Source organism: Georgenia halophila (assembly GCF_039541595.1).
In genome coordinates, this window is the sequence record NZ_BAABGN010000012.1 from 245,823 (window position 1) to 260,970 (window position 15,148).

12 protein-coding genes and 1 pseudogene are annotated in these 15,148 nt (G+C 65.5%); 6 read left to right on the forward strand and 7 right to left on the reverse strand.

The genetic code is table 11. The features are described 5' to 3' along the window. Positions 1 to 46: 46 nt before the first annotated feature. The 3 genes from ABD907_RS15060 to ABD907_RS15070 form a co-directional block, all read right to left on the reverse strand. On the reverse strand, positions 47 to 892 hold the full coding sequence (locus ABD907_RS15060) for a carbohydrate ABC transporter permease (protein WP_345217295.1): 846 nt from the start codon (positions 890 to 892) through the stop codon (positions 47 to 49). A gap of 2 nt (positions 893 to 894) precedes the next feature. Continuing rightward, positions 895 to 1,794, reverse strand: coding sequence for a carbohydrate ABC transporter permease (locus tag ABD907_RS15065; protein ID WP_345217088.1), 900 nt, complete (start codon positions 1,792 to 1,794; stop codon positions 895 to 897). A 77-nt stretch (positions 1,795 to 1,871) separates the two neighbouring features. Next, a complete protein-coding gene (locus ABD907_RS15070; protein ID WP_345217089.1) occupies positions 1,872 to 3,224 on the reverse strand; it encodes an ABC transporter substrate-binding protein in 1,353 nt (450 codons plus the stop codon). Positions 3,225 to 3,267: 43 nt separating this feature from the next. Between ABD907_RS15070 and ABD907_RS15075 the strand changes: the two genes are divergently transcribed. Then, complete coding sequence (locus ABD907_RS15075; protein ID WP_345217090.1) at positions 3,268 to 4,347, forward strand: LacI family DNA-binding transcriptional regulator; 1,080 nt, start codon at positions 3,268 to 3,270, stop codon at positions 4,345 to 4,347. Positions 4,348 to 4,372: 25 nt separating this feature from the next. Here ABD907_RS15075 and ABD907_RS15080 read toward each other — a convergent pair whose 3' ends face one another. From ABD907_RS15080 to ABD907_RS15095, 4 genes are all read right to left on the reverse strand, one after another. Further along, the gene (locus ABD907_RS15080; protein WP_345217091.1) at positions 4,373 to 4,669 is read right to left on the reverse strand and encodes a hypothetical protein; all 297 of its coding nucleotides are present in this window, start codon (positions 4,667 to 4,669) and stop codon (positions 4,373 to 4,375) included. Positions 4,670 to 4,942: 273 nt separating this feature from the next. Then, positions 4,943 to 7,981, reverse strand: a complete 3,039-nt coding sequence (locus tag ABD907_RS15085) for an alpha-mannosidase (protein ID WP_486334106.1) — start codon at positions 7,979 to 7,981, stop codon at positions 4,943 to 4,945. A gap of 86 nt (positions 7,982 to 8,067) precedes the next feature. Then, positions 8,068 to 9,579 carry a glycoside hydrolase family 43 protein gene (locus tag ABD907_RS15090; protein ID WP_345217093.1) on the reverse strand — a complete coding sequence of 504 codons (1,512 nt, stop codon included), beginning with the start codon at positions 9,577 to 9,579 and terminating at the stop codon, positions 8,068 to 8,070. Between the two features lie 71 nt (positions 9,580 to 9,650). After that, positions 9,651 to 10,985 (reverse strand): ABC transporter substrate-binding protein, encoded by a 1,335-nt coding sequence (locus ABD907_RS15095; RefSeq protein ID WP_345217094.1) that lies wholly within the window; start codon positions 10,983 to 10,985, stop codon positions 9,651 to 9,653. A 187-nt stretch (positions 10,986 to 11,172) separates the two neighbouring features. Between ABD907_RS15095 and ABD907_RS15100 the strand changes: the two genes are divergently transcribed. The 5 genes and pseudogenes from ABD907_RS15100 (at position 11,173) to ABD907_RS21135 (ending at position 15,043) form a co-directional block, all read left to right on the forward strand. After that, positions 11,173 to 12,426: an ROK family transcriptional regulator gene (locus ABD907_RS15100; RefSeq protein WP_345217095.1), complete on the forward strand. Its 1,254-nt coding sequence runs from the start codon at positions 11,173 to 11,175 to the stop codon at positions 12,424 to 12,426. 29 nt (positions 12,427 to 12,455) lie between these two features. Continuing rightward, positions 12,456 to 13,400 (forward strand): glycoside hydrolase family protein, encoded by a 945-nt coding sequence (locus tag ABD907_RS15105; RefSeq protein ID WP_345217096.1) that lies wholly within the window; start codon positions 12,456 to 12,458, stop codon positions 13,398 to 13,400. Between the two features lie 173 nt (positions 13,401 to 13,573). Next, positions 13,574 to 13,894, forward strand: a pseudogene (locus ABD907_RS15110) (transposase); the annotation flags it as partial. 232 nt (positions 13,895 to 14,126) lie between these two features. Next, positions 14,127 to 14,390 carry an IS110 family transposase gene (locus ABD907_RS15115; RefSeq protein WP_345217097.1) on the forward strand — a complete coding sequence of 88 codons (264 nt, stop codon included), beginning with the start codon at positions 14,127 to 14,129 and terminating at the stop codon, positions 14,388 to 14,390. Further along, positions 14,390 to 15,043 carry an IS110 family transposase gene (locus ABD907_RS21135; protein ID WP_425555781.1) on the forward strand — a complete coding sequence of 218 codons (654 nt, stop codon included), beginning with the start codon at positions 14,390 to 14,392 and terminating at the stop codon, positions 15,041 to 15,043. Before ABD907_RS15115 ends, ABD907_RS21135 begins: the two co-directional genes overlap by 1 nt. Positions 15,044 to 15,148: the final 105 nt, after the last annotated feature.

Consider the following 15,148-nt stretch of genomic DNA (forward strand, 5'->3'; position numbering starts at 1 on the left):
TGTGTAGGCGAAACGAGGCGACGCGCCAACGGCGAAATAACGGAAATTAGCCCTTCAGTGCGCCGGAGACGAGCCCGCTGACGATGCGTCGCTGGAACACGACGACCAGCACGACGAGCGGAACCGAAATGAGCACCGAGGCCGCGGCGATGGTGCCGAGGGGCTGCTCGTACTGGATCGACCCAGTAAAGAACGCGATGGCGGCAGGCACCGTCCGGGCGGCTGGTGTCGACGTCAGCGTGATTGCGAGAAGGAACTCATTCCACGCAAAGATGAACGTGAGGAGTGCCGCTGTGACCAGCCCGGGAGCTGACAGGGGCATCACGATTCTGAGGAAGCTGCGCCAGGGGTCCAGGCCATCCAGAGCCGCCGCCTCCTCCAGTTCGTCAGGAACTTCGCGAAAGAAGGCCACCAGGATAAAGATCGCCAACGGCAAGGTGAACACTAGGTACGGGAGCACGAGTCCTGGAATGGTGTTGTACAGGCCAATATCGGTCCACAACCTGAACAGTGGCGCTGCCACCGCGATGGCCGGGAACGTGGTGACCGACAAAACGGCCGCAAGGATCAGTCCCTTTCGGCGAAGCGGTAGTTTGGCGAGCGCATAGGCAGCGGGTGCACCGACGACCAGCGCCAGCACGGTCGTCGTTGTGGCCACGATCGCTGAATTGGCTAAAGCCGCGAGGAAATCCCCGTTGGCAAGCACTGACTGGTAGTTGCGCAAGGTCGGGTCCGTCGGCACCAGGGAGGCATTCGAGAGCTCCGCACCTGTCCGCAGCGAGAGGTTGATCAGCCAGTAGAACGGGAAGAGACAGACGAACACGACAGCGACGACGCCAAAGGCACGGAGGGCGCTCGCGACGCGACGCCGTGCAGCAAGGTGTGTCCTCATGATCACCGCCCACCCTCCGACGGCCGCATGAGCCGGATGTAGACCACGGACACAACCATGACGACGAGGAACGTGATGACCGAGAGTGCCGACCCCAGCCCGATGATCCCCTGCTCCTGAAGCCTACGGAAGGCGATAAGAGACAGCGTGTCGGTACCGAAAGCACCCTTCGTGAGCACGTACGGGAGGTCGAAAATTCGCAAGGCGTCGAGCGTGCGGAAGATCAAGGCGACCAGGAGTGCGGAGCGCAGCTGCGGCAGCGTGATGCGCCAGAACCGTTGCCAGGCTCCCGCTCCGTCGACCGCAGCCGCCTCGTGGGTCTCTATCGGGACCCCTTGCAGGCCGGCAAGAAGCAGGAGCGCCATAAACGGCGCGGTCTTCCACACATCCGCGACGACCATGACCCAGAAGGCCTCGGGAGCCGAGCCCAGCCACACCGTGTCATCAGGCAGTCCGACGGCTCCGAGCAAACTATTCACAAAACCTAGGGTCGGGTCGAAGACGGACCGCCATATGATCGCGGTGACCACGGTGAGCACTGACCACGGGACGAGTACTGCCGCCCGCAAAAAGGCACGCCCGCGTACCACCGAGTTCATGAGCAGCGCCATCACCATGCCGATGGCCAGCTCCAGTGCGACGGAGACGACCGTAAATAGGAGCGTCGTGCGTAGCGCCGCCCAGAAGTCACGGTCGTCGAAGGCGATCACGTAGTTGCCCAGGCCGAATGGCTCAGCCCAGCGGGAGAGGCCCGGCTGTAGCAACGAATACTCGTGCAAGGAGAGCCATACGGCGTAGAGGACAGGGAAAACAGCAACGAGAGCCATCATCGTGATGGCGGGTGAGACCATCGCGACAGCGAGTCGCCGACGACGTCGCTCCAGCCCGGAGCTGGCGTTCATGAGGAATGCCTCCACATGGTGGCCGTGGGGTGGGCCCAGCGATTCCGGCTTGGGCCCACCCGTGCGTGCCTTGATGATCAGAACGTGGTGAGGGCCTCGTTGATATCGGCGTCAGCCTGCTCGAGAGCCGCCGCCGGCGACACCTCACCACTCAGCGCTGCACTGACGTTGGTGTAGATCGCACGCGAGATCTGGGCGTAGACGGGCGTCACGGGACGGGACGTCGCCTGACGGACGCCGTCGCGCAGGGTTTCCCAGAACGGCAACGCCTCTTGGACTGCGGCGTCGTCGTAGGCAGCCTCAAGTGTGGGCGCCAGGCCCTTCTGGGCCTGGGTAACCTGACTCGCAGCGGAGGTGATGCCGTCGATCGCCTGCAACGCCTCCTCCGGGTGTTCGGAGAACGCGGACACAACAAGGTTGACACCCCCGAGGACACCACTGGCGTCACCGCCGTCCCACGCGGGCAGCGCGACGATGTCGAAGTCGTCGGCGATTGGCGCGTCCTGGCCGAGCACGTACGCGTACGTCCAGTTCACGGCTAGGGTCGCCTCGCCGGCCTCGAAGGCCCGTCGGGTCTCCTCTTCCATGTAGGTCAGGACGGCCGGTGGGACAGAGCCGTTTTCGATGCCCTGGCTCATGAACTCAAGGGCCGCGAGGTTCTCCGGGGAGTTGATGGCCGACGCCTTCCCGTCGTCGCTCAAGATGGTGCCGCCGGCCGCGGTGGCCAGGGTCACAAAGTTGACGGTGAGCCCCTCGTAGGCAGCCGCCTGGTAGATGAGGCCGTCATTCGCCTGACCGGCCGCGTACGCCTCCTGCCACGTGCGGGGAGCGGAGTCGAGATGGTCGGTCCTGTAGTAGAGGAAAGCGACATTCGTGCCGAGCGGCACGGCCCAGTACGAGCCGTCGTAGGCTGCGGTTTCGAGCGTGGAGGGGATGAACTCGTCCGCACGCGACTCGACGTACGGCGTGAGGTCGCGGATGAACCCACGCTGGGCGAGCTCAGCAGTCCACACGACATCGGAGCCGAAGATGTCGCACTCGGGCGACTCCGCTTGCTGACGCTGAATGAATTGGTTGCGCCACTCGTCTGTTGACGCAGGGAACTCGAGGAGCGAGAGGGTGACACCTTCGTTGGCGGGGTCGGAGTTGAACGCCTCGAGCACGGCCGTGAATTGTCCCGAAGAGTCCTTCTGGGCACACCATGTGATCTCCGCCTCGCCAGCTTCGTCGAGGGCCTCCGGGCCGAGAGCCCCCGAGCCATCATCCTCCTGACCGCCTGAAGTGCCTTCCTGTCCTTCGGGCGCGGAGGTACCACCGGCGCAGCCAGTCAGAGCAAGCGTCGCAACCGCGAGTGCTGCCGCCGTACGAGTGCGAACGTTCATGAGGCCTTCTCCCTTGAAGCCTGAGGTTGGATGGCAAAACGCTATCACTCAAACGCTTGAGCAACAACCCCCTTGCGTTAGGATCGTGAGCGTGGATCCGCAGCCAGCCAAGGGCAACCCTGAACTCAACCGCTTGAGCGTTGCGCCACGACGACCTGTGCGGCTGTCCGACATCGCGCGTCTCGCGAACGTCTCGACCAGCGCCGTTTCGTTGGCCTTAAACGGCCGACCGGGCGTCTCCTCACGTACCAGACAGCGCATCCTGGACATCGCCGCGGACGCCGGGTGGTTCCCGAATGCGGCTGCCCGCGCACTGGTCGGCGCACGGACCGGAATCGTCGGGCTCGTACTGACTCGCGACCCGAGGGACATCGGGACGGAGCCGTTCTACATGAGCTTCATCGCTGGGCTCGAAGCATCGTTGAGCCAGAGCGCGACAGGTCTGCTCCTGCAGTTCGCCGATGACGAACGGGCTGAGGTCGATACCTACCGACGGTGGGTCGCAGAGCGACGGATCGATGGTCTAATACTGGTCGATCTCAGGGTCAACGATGGCCGCCTCGGCGTACTCCGCGACCTTGGAGCGTGCTTCATCGTGGTCGGAGACCCTCAATACGCGTCAGAGGCCCCGGCCATCTGGAGCGACGACGCTCGGGCGGTCGCCGGAACAATACGTCGTCTTACCGAGCTGGGACACCGTCGCTTCGCTCGAATCAGCGAACGCACGACCATGGCGCATACGGCCATCCGCAACAGTGCCTTCGTGACCACGTGCGCAGAGCTCAAGCTTCCCGCGCCGGTCCTGCGCGAGGCGGAACCGTCCGCAGTGGGGAGCCGGGCCGCGACCGCCGCGGTTCTAGAGGCTTCCACCCCGCCCACGGCGATCCTCTACGACAACAACATCATGGCAGTAGCCGGTCTTGGCGTGGCGCACCAGAGGGGGCTTCGAGTACCGGAGGACATCTCGCTCGTCGCCTACGATGACTCACTCCTGTGCGAGAGCACGCATCCTTCTCTCTCGGCGATCAGCCATGACGTCCACCGTTACGGCGAGCAAGCCGGCACCCTCTTGCTCGAGGTCATCACGGGCCAAGCACCGCAAGCTCGCCTTGATTCCGTTCCGGTGCTCATTGAAAGGGGCAGCACAGGACCTGCCCCGAGAGCCTCCTGACGTCGCGACGGATAACCCGACGCTTTCATGGCGGGTGTGGTACTGGTGCTGTGTCGGTGACTGTGAAAAGTACTTTTGGATGCAGCACCAGCCTGCTGCCCGGGCAGCGCCAGGAACGTTTGCGCCACCGGATCCGCACCGGCCGGCCCGCCATCGGGGCGTCGATCAGCTCCACCACTGGCCGGCCCAGGCTCACAGCCACCACACCGCAGCGCGGACAGCCCTCCAGCCGGGGCGCGGACTCCACCGTCACCGTCAGCGCCCCGTTGGCGTCGTCGCGCTCCACGGCAATCACGTGCACGCCATCGAGCCCGACCAGCACATCGCAGCGGTGGCAGTACGACACACCAGCGCCGGGCGCTGGGCAGCACAAAGCAGAAACGTATCGTCAGACACGGGTCGAGGTCTTCTTCGAGGTCCGGTTGCTTGGTCGCTCCAGATCCTCGAAGACCTCGACCCCTTCACATGCTCATCCGCCGCACCGGCGTGTCACCCAACCCCACCTGAAGTCAGAAGAGCCTTATTAGGGCCTCACGCCGATCTCGCCTCGTACGTACCCCTTGCGTCCTGCGGTACACACCCGCTGTTGGTCGTGTCAGGACGGGAGCTTCCGGACGGCTGGCGTCATCCGGAGAGTCCGGACCTCGAATGGAGTGAGATCCACAGTCGCGCGCTGGTTGGCCAGCTCGACTTGTGCTGCCACGGGGCGCTCGAGCACGTCGGTCACCCATACACGGCTGACGTCGCACGCGATCTCGAGCTCCGATCGTGCCCGGCGTCCGAGTGCCTCGTACACGCGGACGACGACGTCGCCGCTGCGGTCGTCGGCGAGCTTGATGGTGTCGACGACCACTCCGGATGTCTTCGACCGGACCAGTGGTGCCAATGCCGCCTCGCCTCGGCTGGTCCGATCGGTCTGCGCGAAAGTGCATGCATGCCACACGGCGTCGGCAATACTGGCGCCGGGCACGACGGCGTAACGCAGGATGTGGCGCTCCTGGTCGGCGCCAGGGTCTGGGAATCGCGGTGCGCGCAAGAGCGAGAGCCCCACGACGGTGTGAGTGGCTCGAACACGCCCTGGGCTTGGCCGCCGCACGTCGTGCCCGTATGTCGACTCGTTAATCACCGCGACACCGTAGTCCGGCTCTGCCACATGGACCCATCGGTGGGCGCAGATCTCGAACTTTGCGGCATCCCAGGAGGTGTTGGTGTGAGTAGGTCGATAGACGTGCCCGAATTGTGTCTCCGCGGCGAACCGGTCGGCACTGATCTCGAGCGGGAGCGACACGCGCAGCAGCTTCCCGCTCTCGTGCCAATCGACATCGGCTTCGATATCGATCCGTCGCTGTCCAGCGTTGACCTGGACTGTCTGTACGACCGTGGAGGAGCCAAATGCGCGCTCTGTCCTAACAGCGGCGACGCCTTCGCCTTTCCAATGCTCGATGCTGGTCACGTCGTCGATGGCTTCGGCCACGGTCCGATAGGTTGGGTCGATGTCCCACGCATCGTATTGCGCGGGGGTGTCTCGGTACTGGGTCAGGACGTTGACCTTGGTTCCGTGCGGAACGAGTTCCCGGCCGGCCACGAGGTCGCGGATGCTCGTGATGTGGCCAGATCCGTCGATGTGAAGCCGCACCAGGCCGTTGTCCAGGCGGAATGTGCCGTCTCGATCGACTGACGCGCTCACCTCGGGAGCCGCACTCATCGGGTCAGGGCTTCCGCCCGAGGCCGGAAACGGGACGGCATCGACCGGGACCATCGGTCCGGAGTCCTCCGACAGGGCAGAGAGGGATGACTCGATGATCTGCTCGAGCCTCGTGGCGAGCTCGTCGTAGGTCGTCTCGGCTTCCTGGTGGACCCACGCGATGGACGACCCAGGCAGGATGTCGTGGAACTGCAGCAGCAATACCTGCTTCCAGATGTCGTCGAGCTCGTCGTACGGGTAGTCGACGCCGCGCAACACGGCGGCTGACGTGGCCCACATCTCCGCCTCGCGGAGGAGGCGCTCGCTGCGGCGGTTTCCCTGTTTGGTCCTCGCTTGCGAGGTGTACGTGCCGCGGTGGGCCTCCAAGTACATCTCGCCCACCCACACCGGTGCCGCGTCGTTCGCCGCCTCAGTGCGCTCGAAGAACGCACGCGGTGTCTCGCTCTCCACGCGGGGCGAGCCTTCGAGGTCACGCAAGCGGCGTATCCGGGCGAGCATTTCCCGCGTCGGCCCACCTCCGCCGTCGCCGTGGCCGTAGAGCAGCATCGAGCCACCGATCTGCCCTTGCTCGGCGAAGTTGCTGGCCGCGTGCGCCAGCTCCGCAGCGGTCACCTCGGCGTTGTACTTGTCCGCCGGCGGTGCGTGCGTCAGGACCCGGGTGCCGTCGATACCCTCCCAGTAGAACGTGTGGTGGGGGAACCGATTCGTGTGATTCCACGAGATCTTCTGGGTGAGCATCCACCGCGAACCACTCAATGCGATGAGCTGTGGGAGGGCGGCGCTGTACCCGAACGAGTCAGGTAACCACACCTCTTCCGTCTCGAGCCCGAACTCCTCCATGAAGAACCGCTTGCCGAAGACGAGCTGCCGGACCAGGCTCTCGCCGCTGGGCATGTTGGTGTCGGACTCGACCCACATTCCTCCGACGGGCACGAACCGTCCTTGTCTCACGCGCTCGCGTATGCGCTCGAAGAGTTGCGGATAATGTTCTTTCATCCAGGCGAATTGTTGCGCCTGCGACATTGCGTAGACCAGGTCGGGCGACGCGTCCATCAGTTGCAGCACGTTCGCTGTCGTCCGTGCGACTTTGCGTACGGTCTCGCTGGTTGGCCACAACCATGCCGAGTCGATGTGGGCGTGACCGACCACGCTCAGCCGATGGGCGCTCGCGTGTGCGGGCGAGCTCAGTAGCGGTGCAAGTTCATCGCGGGCGTGTTGTGCCGTGCCGGCTATGTCGATGGGGTCGAGCGCATCTAGGGCGCGTTCGAGGGCGCTCACGATCCGCCAGTGGCGCTCGGACTGCGCGCCGAGCTCTTGCATGAGCTGGCTCAGTACCTCCATATCTCGTGCCAGTTTCCACGCGGTTGCGTCGAAAAGTGCGAGGTGGCATTCGCGGAGCTGGTACAACGGGGTCGACGGAAGCGTCGCCGGGTCTCCGAGAGGGGTCGGCCTGAAGTCCCGGACGCCGTCGTTGAGAGGAAGGACGGTGGGATTCGCCGCCGCCTCGACGAAGACGGTCACCTCCGCACCTGGATCGCCGCTGTCAACGGGTATCCACCGCGACGTCGGGTTCAGGCCCTTGATCGTCCGCCCGGTCGAGCTGTACGCGAGGCCTTCCGCTTGGAAGCCGACGCGGCCGGCGGAGAAGCCGACATCGACTAGGAGTTCCACGCGCCGGCCGGCCCACTCGGTGGGCATTGTGCCGGTGAGTCGCAGCCATGACGTCGCCCATGGTTCCCCCCAGGCCTGTCCCGGTTGGATGGTTGTGTACGGCGCCTCCGACGCATCGCCGAAGGACGGTGTGCGACGCCCGGCGTTCCAGATGCCGACCGTCACCGGCCTCCGTGCCGGATACACTGCGGGGCTGAGACGTTCCTCGACCACACGGCGCAACCGTCGCTCCAGGAGTAGGCGCCGCTCATTGTGCATGTCAGGTCCTCCAGCGATTCGGGAACGAGCGCGAGGCCGGGGGTCAGCAGCGCAGATGGGTTGTTCGGGCAAGCCGGTGAGCACCGCTACGCGCCATCCGCGGGGTCGAAGACCACTGGCCCGAAATGGACATGCCCCGAGCTCGCGATGCCCACCGGAGCAGCTGCGAATAGCGCAAGCTCCGCAGACGTCCAGCTGCTTGGCGCCGCGGCGACCGGCGCTGCCAATGACACGCGGTTACCGTGCATCAGCCCGAGTGTGACTTTGCCTGCACCGTCCGAGGTCACGATGACATTGATCGAACGTGAGGATCCCAGCCGCGACTCAAGGAGCAGGTCTTCGTCCAGGGCGTCCGCGGGTCGGCTGCGCACAACTGCCCACATGCCGTCGTCGCGCTGCTCTACCCCGACCCAGCTGTACTGCGGTGCGAGGACGGCCACCCCGGTACGCCCACCCACGGGCAAGTCCGGCGCCGTGACAGTCGTACGGATCTCGCAGGGCCAGCCTGGTAACGGCTGGGTGAGCATCTGTGGCACGGTCCACAGGTTCCCGACATCGGTAGGTAACGCGGCCAGTCGCGCGACACCGTCGCCGCGCAACTCCAGCCAGTGCGGCTCGGGGTTGGTCTGCCACGCCCACTGCAGTCCGAGTACAGATGAACGGAACTCATCGCTCGTATGGGGATGAGTTCTGACGGGGTCTCGTGCCGCCGCGGGCGGCGGCAAGTGGGTCATGGGTTCGCCGTCGGCGCCGATGACTGGCCAGCCGTTCTCCCAGCGCATCGGCTGCAGGTGGATGGTCCGACCGTAGGGCCCACGATCCTGGAAGTGGAGAAACCAGTCTTCGCCCTCATCGGTGGTCACCCACCCCCCCTGGTGTGGGCCATTGACTTCGGTGTCGCCCTGAGCCAGAACGATCCGCATGTCATACGGGCCGTGGATGGACCGGGAACGCAAGACCGTCTGCCAACCCTCCTTGACGCCACCGGCAGGAGCGAACACGTAGTACCAGCCATCGCGCCGGTAGAGCTTGGGCCCCTCAAGCACGATGCAGCCCGGATACCTCGCACCGTCGATGACGGTGCCTGCGGGCCCCACGAGGCGGGTGCCGGTCGGATTCATCGGGGCCAGGGAGAGCCGGTTGGCGATCCCGCTGCGGCTGCGCGCCCAGGCGAACATCAACCAGGCGCGGCCGTCGTCGTCCCAGAACGGGCACGGGTCGATCAGGCCGAGTCCGGGCAGCACGAGGTGGGGGTTGGTCCACGGCCCTTCCGGAGCGGGCGACGTCGTGACGAAGATGCCGCGGTCAGGGTCGGGTACGAAGATCCGGTACAGGCCATCGTGGTAGCGGATCGATGGAGCCCACCAGCCTCCATTGTGGGCGGGCACGTGGCTCGACGGTGGTAGGACGTGCTGGACCGCCCGAGAGGCGAGGCGCCACGACACCAGGTCCGGAGAGGTCAGCACCGGCAGGCCGGGCACACGGTGACTGCTCGAGGCAACCATGACGTAGCCGTGCGGCCCGCGCGTGACGTCCAGGTCCGGCCAATCCGAATTCAGCAGCGGATTGGCGATGTAGTGCGTTGTCGAGGTGTTCAAGCGGTGCCCTTGCCTGCGTGGAGGGGGCGTCCGGCATTGACGGCCCGGGGAGCCCCCTCCGTGTTGTGCCGTCACTCGATCGCGGAGTTTGCCTCGCTGACGAGACCTTCCGCTGCCTCCTCCGGTGTCATTCGCTCGAACAGGAGCTGCACCGTGTAGCGCCGCAGGATGTCCTGGAAGGCGCCAGCACCGACTGGCGGGACCGCGGGTGGCTCTTCGAGAGCGACCGTCTCGAGATCGTTGAGGAACTCGATGGAGCGGGCGTCGGCGTCACCCAGGTGCCCGCCGTCGATCAAGTTTTGCCGGATTTCCGTGTTCGGCGGAGCGCCACGCTCGGTGAGAATGGTGTTCCAGACCTCCTGCGAGTTCACCATGAAGTCAAGGAACCGAGCGACCTCTTCAGGGTGCTCCGTCCCCTCGTAGGCCACGTACCACCCACCCGAAATGGCAAACGCGCCGTCCTCAGCATTGCCGTTCGACGTGGGCAGACGCAGCAGCTCGAGTTCCGTTCCTGCCGCCTCCGATAGAGCAGCAAGTTGGTTAGAAGCCCAGAAACCCATCGCGTGGCGTCCTGTGGCCATACCGCTCTGCTCCAGTCCGAGGCCGATCTCTGCCGAGATGGTCTCGGCACCGGGGATGGCACCCCGATCTGCCAGGTCTTTGATGAAGGCGAAGTATCCGGTGGCGTCGGCGGTGTCGAACCCGAGCTCACCCTCCTCTGTGAACAGCTCGGCGCCGTTCTGGCGAAGCCATGTGGCCAGGTTGTTCTGATCCAATCCTGGAGTCCCGGACCCCACCTGATCATCTGAGAGGCTCTCGCTCAGCTCCGTGGCGATGTCCGCATACTCGTCCCATGTCCAGGTCGTGTCGTCGGGCATCTCGACACCGGCCGCGTCGAACATGGCCGGGTTGGCGACGATGGCGTGCGTGTTGACCCCGGACGGCACACCCCACAACCGGTCGTTGATGACCCCGGTATTCCAGATGGCATCCGGAACGTTCGAGTGGTCGAGGGCGAGGTCTGTGAGGTCGAGCAAGGCTCCTCGGCCGACATACTCGTTGAAGTACGAGTCGGGCATCTGGATGATGTCCGGGGCGGTGCCGGACGCAACTTCGGTCGCGAGCTTGTCCCAGTACCCGTCCCAAGATCCCGGTTGGGGCAGAATGTCGATGTCCGGGTTCTTCGCTTCGAAGACCTCGATGACTTCTTGGGTCATCTCGTTCCGCAAAGTCCCGCCCCACCAGACGAAGCGGAGCTGTACCTGCCCGCCCTCCGAGTCGCCGCCACCCGCGTCTCCGCCTGAGTTCGCCGGATTCTCACCCTGCCCACACGCTGTGAGCGCGGTCGTGGCCGAGAGCGCCAATCCAACCGCGGCAGTTGCTCGGCGACGTCGTAACGATGCCATGTTGGTCTCCTTTGACATTCCCAACGGTCCTGTGCCTCGAATACGGGCCTGACGTCCGTCGTCCAGCCCTGCGAGTTGGTTCCTACGACGGGTACCGCCCACACGTTCGTTGGCGGCCATGTCGTCGGCGTGACTTCATCACAGTGATGGACTAATGTCAACGGCGGGCCGCTTCGAGGAGGACGAGATGACTGACGACGTCGCAGTGCCACGCGGCACCAACGCGACACAGCTCGGCAACTTCAACGAGACCGTCATCCTCCACGCCATCAGGCGCGCAGATGGGGTCAGCCGAGTCGAACTCGGCAAGGCCACCGGCCTCTCTCCACAGACGGTAACGAACATCTGTCGCCGGCTACTCGACGAAGGGCTGCTCGTCGAAGGTGAGAAGACCACCGGTGGTCTCGGGAAACGTCGGACACAGCTGCACATCGACGCCTCCGCCCGCACTGCCCTGGGCGCTCACATCGACCCGGCGCTCACGACAGTCACCACATTGGACCTGGTCGGCAAGCCGATCGATGTTGAGCGGTTTCCGACACCCGACGATCCGGAGAAGGCGGTCGCCAAGATCGCCCGCGTGCTCAAGCGGCTCATCGCGGAATCTGGGACCGATGGTGTGGGCGTTCTCGGCGTGGGTGTCGGCGCGCCCGGGCCAGTTGATGTCGCTCGTGGTGTGATTTGCGACCCGCCGCACCTGCCGAACTGGCGTGACGTGCCAGTGCGCGACGAACTCGCCGCCCAGACCGGTCTTCCCACCGTGCTCGAGAAGGACACCATCGCCGCAGCCGTCGCGGAAACATGGGCAGGCACGTTCACCGACGGCTGCAGCGCGATCGTACTCTATCTCGGAACCGGGATCGGTGCCGGACTCGTCATTGATGGCGAAGTGGTCCGCGGCACGACACACAGCGCCGGCGAAGCGGGTCACCTCGTCGTGGACCCCGACGGCCCACCCTGCGCCTGTGGGCTCCGGGGCTGCATCAACGTAGCCGCCTCACCGCGGGCGCTGGTGGAGATAGCCACCCACAAAGGAGTCCTGCCGGCTCCAGGACCAGACGACAACCTCGACAGCCGCCTGGGCATGCTGTACGACCTGGCCGATGCCGGCGAACCTGCAGCACGCGAGATCGTTCGTCGAGGCGCCGCTGGCGTGGCCCGCGCAGCCCTGACGATCGGCAACCTCGTCGACGTCAGCCGGGTCGTCCTCGGCGGCCCGTACTGGCCCCGCATGTCGGCATACATCCTCGACGCCGCCCCGACCGCCCTCGAAGCCGCTACGGCCGCGAGCCCCCTACACCCGGTAGCCCTAGGGGGGACGAAGGTCGGCGAGAACCTCGGGGCGATCGGCGCGGCGAGCCTGGTCCTCGACCACGCGTACACGCCGCGACCGACCCGGCTAGTCCTGGGTCGACCAGAACGCACTGGCCGGTCCGCCTAGCAACCACCAGAAAGCTCGAATGGAGACACATGGGCGCCCCCCTGTTCCGCGACCCCATCCATGATGGCGCCGCAGACCCGACACTGATCTACAACCGAGGCGAAGGCGCCTGGTGGATGGTCTACACCAACAGACGCGCGAACGCGGTAGGACCGCGACAGTCCTGGTTCCATGGCACCGATCTCGGAGTGGCGTCCTCCACCGACCAAGGTGAGACCTGGACTTACCGGGGAACGCTTCCTGGCCTCGAATTCGAGTTCGGGCGCAACACCTTCTGGGCGCCCGAGATCCTCTGGCACGACGCGCAGTACCACATGTACTGCAGCTACATCCGCGGCATGCCGGCCTATTCCGGCAACGATCCGCGCACCATCCACCACTACACCTCGAGCGACCTCATCTCCTGGCATCATCACGGCCCGATCGCTCTCGACACGCGTCAAGCGATCGACGCGTGCGTCCATCGCCTACCCGACGGCCGCTGGCGACTCTGGTACAAGGACTCGGTGGCCGGCTCACACACCTACGCCGCGGACTCCCACGATCTGTACGCATGGCGTACGGTCGGCCCGGCCATCACGGACGGTCCGCACGAGGGACCCAATGTGTTCGAGCTCGACGGCAAGGTGTGGATGATCGTCGACGGCTGGGACGGGCAGCATGTGTACCGCTCCGACGACTTCACGACCTGGACAAGTGCTGGCACATTACTCAGCGGCGGCGGGAGCCGACGCGATGATCAAGGCCCTGCACTCCACGCCGACGTCGTGGTTACCGGCGAGGAAGCCGAGATCTTCTACTTCACTCACCCCGAACGCACCGGCCGCACCGACGGCACCGGACTGAACGAGGCGAGCTACGCCGACCGGCGCTCGACGATCCAGAGCGCCACCATCCGAGTGGACGGTAACCGGCTCGTCTGTGACCGCGACGCCGAACACCGCGTAACCCTTGGGCAGCCAACCGATGCCTGACCTATCCCGGCAGTCGAGCCGGGTGCTTCTCGTCGACCCGCTTACCCGACTCCGCCTCCTGCTCTTCCAGACCGAAGGATTGTGGTGACCAAGCCAAGCCCAATCGATCAGCACCCGACTGAAGCACCCTGGGTTTGGTGGAGACTCCTGAGTTTGGAAACGAGGATGGAGTCATGCCACGAGAAGGGATCGCTGGGAAGCCGTCGACGCGTCGCTACAGCGAAGAGGAGAAGGCTGCTGCGGTGCGGATGGTCCGGGCGCTGCGCGCCGAGCTGGGCACTAGTCAGGGAACGATCAGCCGGGTCGCCGAGCAGCTGGGCTATGGGACCGAGCCGGTGCGGCCCTGGGTGCGCCGGGCTGATGCCGCCGAGGGCATCGAGGGCCCAGCCCCGCCGGTGAGGGCGGAGAAGTCCGAGCGCGAGAAACAGCTCGAGCAGGAGGTCCGCGAGCTGTGGCGGGTGAACGAGATTCTGAAGCGAGCTGCGAGTTTCTTCGGGTCAATGCCAGAGCGAATCTGCCCGACCGGGGTTCGCTCGTTTCTTCGGTGTCCCGGGCGTCAAGCGGGCTCGGTGGCTTCTCTTGATGTGCGGCCCCGGTCGGGCGTCCTGGCGTCAGCGGGTGCGTGGCTTGATAGGAGCCTGCGTGCGACCACGTTCGCGCTGGATTGAGGCGTGCCCGCCTCGCTGGCGACAGGGTGCCCGAGTCCCCGGTAAGGGAGGTCCCTGGATGGTCATGGTCGGCACCGATTCCCACAAGCGCACCCACACGGTGGTGGCACTTGACGAGGTCGGCAGACGGCTCGGCACCAAGACGGTGCGGACGAACTCCGATGGGCATCTCGCTATGGTCGAGTGGTCAGCGCAGTTCGCGAATCACGACGAGCATGGCGTGCGGTTCGCGCTGGAGGACTGCCGGCATCTGACTCGTCGGCTGGAGTCCGACCTACTCGCTGCAGGTTTCAGCGCGTCCTTCGCGTGCCGACCCTGCTGATGGCCGGCGCGCGGCGCAGCAGCCGCGAGCCAGGCAAGTCCGATCCCATCGACGCCGAGGCTGTGGCGCTGGCCGCGCTGCGCCACCGCGGCCTGCCGATCGCGGAACTCGACGGGCCGGCCCGTGAGGTGAAGTTGCTCTCGGACCACCGCCAAGACCTGGTCGTTCAGCGTTCGCGGATCGCGCAGCAGGTCCGCTGGCATCTCCACGAACTCGACCCCGGTCTCCTGATCCCCAGCCGGGGCCTACGCCGACAGAACGTGGTCCGTTCGGTTCTCGTCGAGCTTGAGCGGTTCGAGGGCGTCGTGGCTCGAATCGCCCGGCAACTCCTCGGCCGCTGCCAAGAGCTGACCACGCAGATCAACAGGCTCGAACGCGAGCTGCGTGACCTCGTGCGACAGCTTGCGCCATCCCTGCTCGAGATCCCCGGCTGCGGCGTCCTGTCCGCAGCCGTCATCCTCGGAGAGATGTCGCGTACCCGTGAAGGTCCGTCGTCCTGGGACATCGCGAGGAGGAAGGTACGGTCAACAGGTGAGAGATCGGCAAGCGCTGCCGCGTGCACGGTGGAGCCAAGCCGCTTACGCGTGGCGGGGATGCCGAGTGTCGTGGCCTGGTCATCGATGACGTCACCGATGGCCTTGCGCCAAGTGTGATAACCGACGAGCTGGATCATGAACGGGTAACCGCTGGTGGCGTCGGCGGTGGCATCCAGCGCGGTGTCGGTGATGGTGCGACCGCTCTCGGTGATGGTCTTCGCA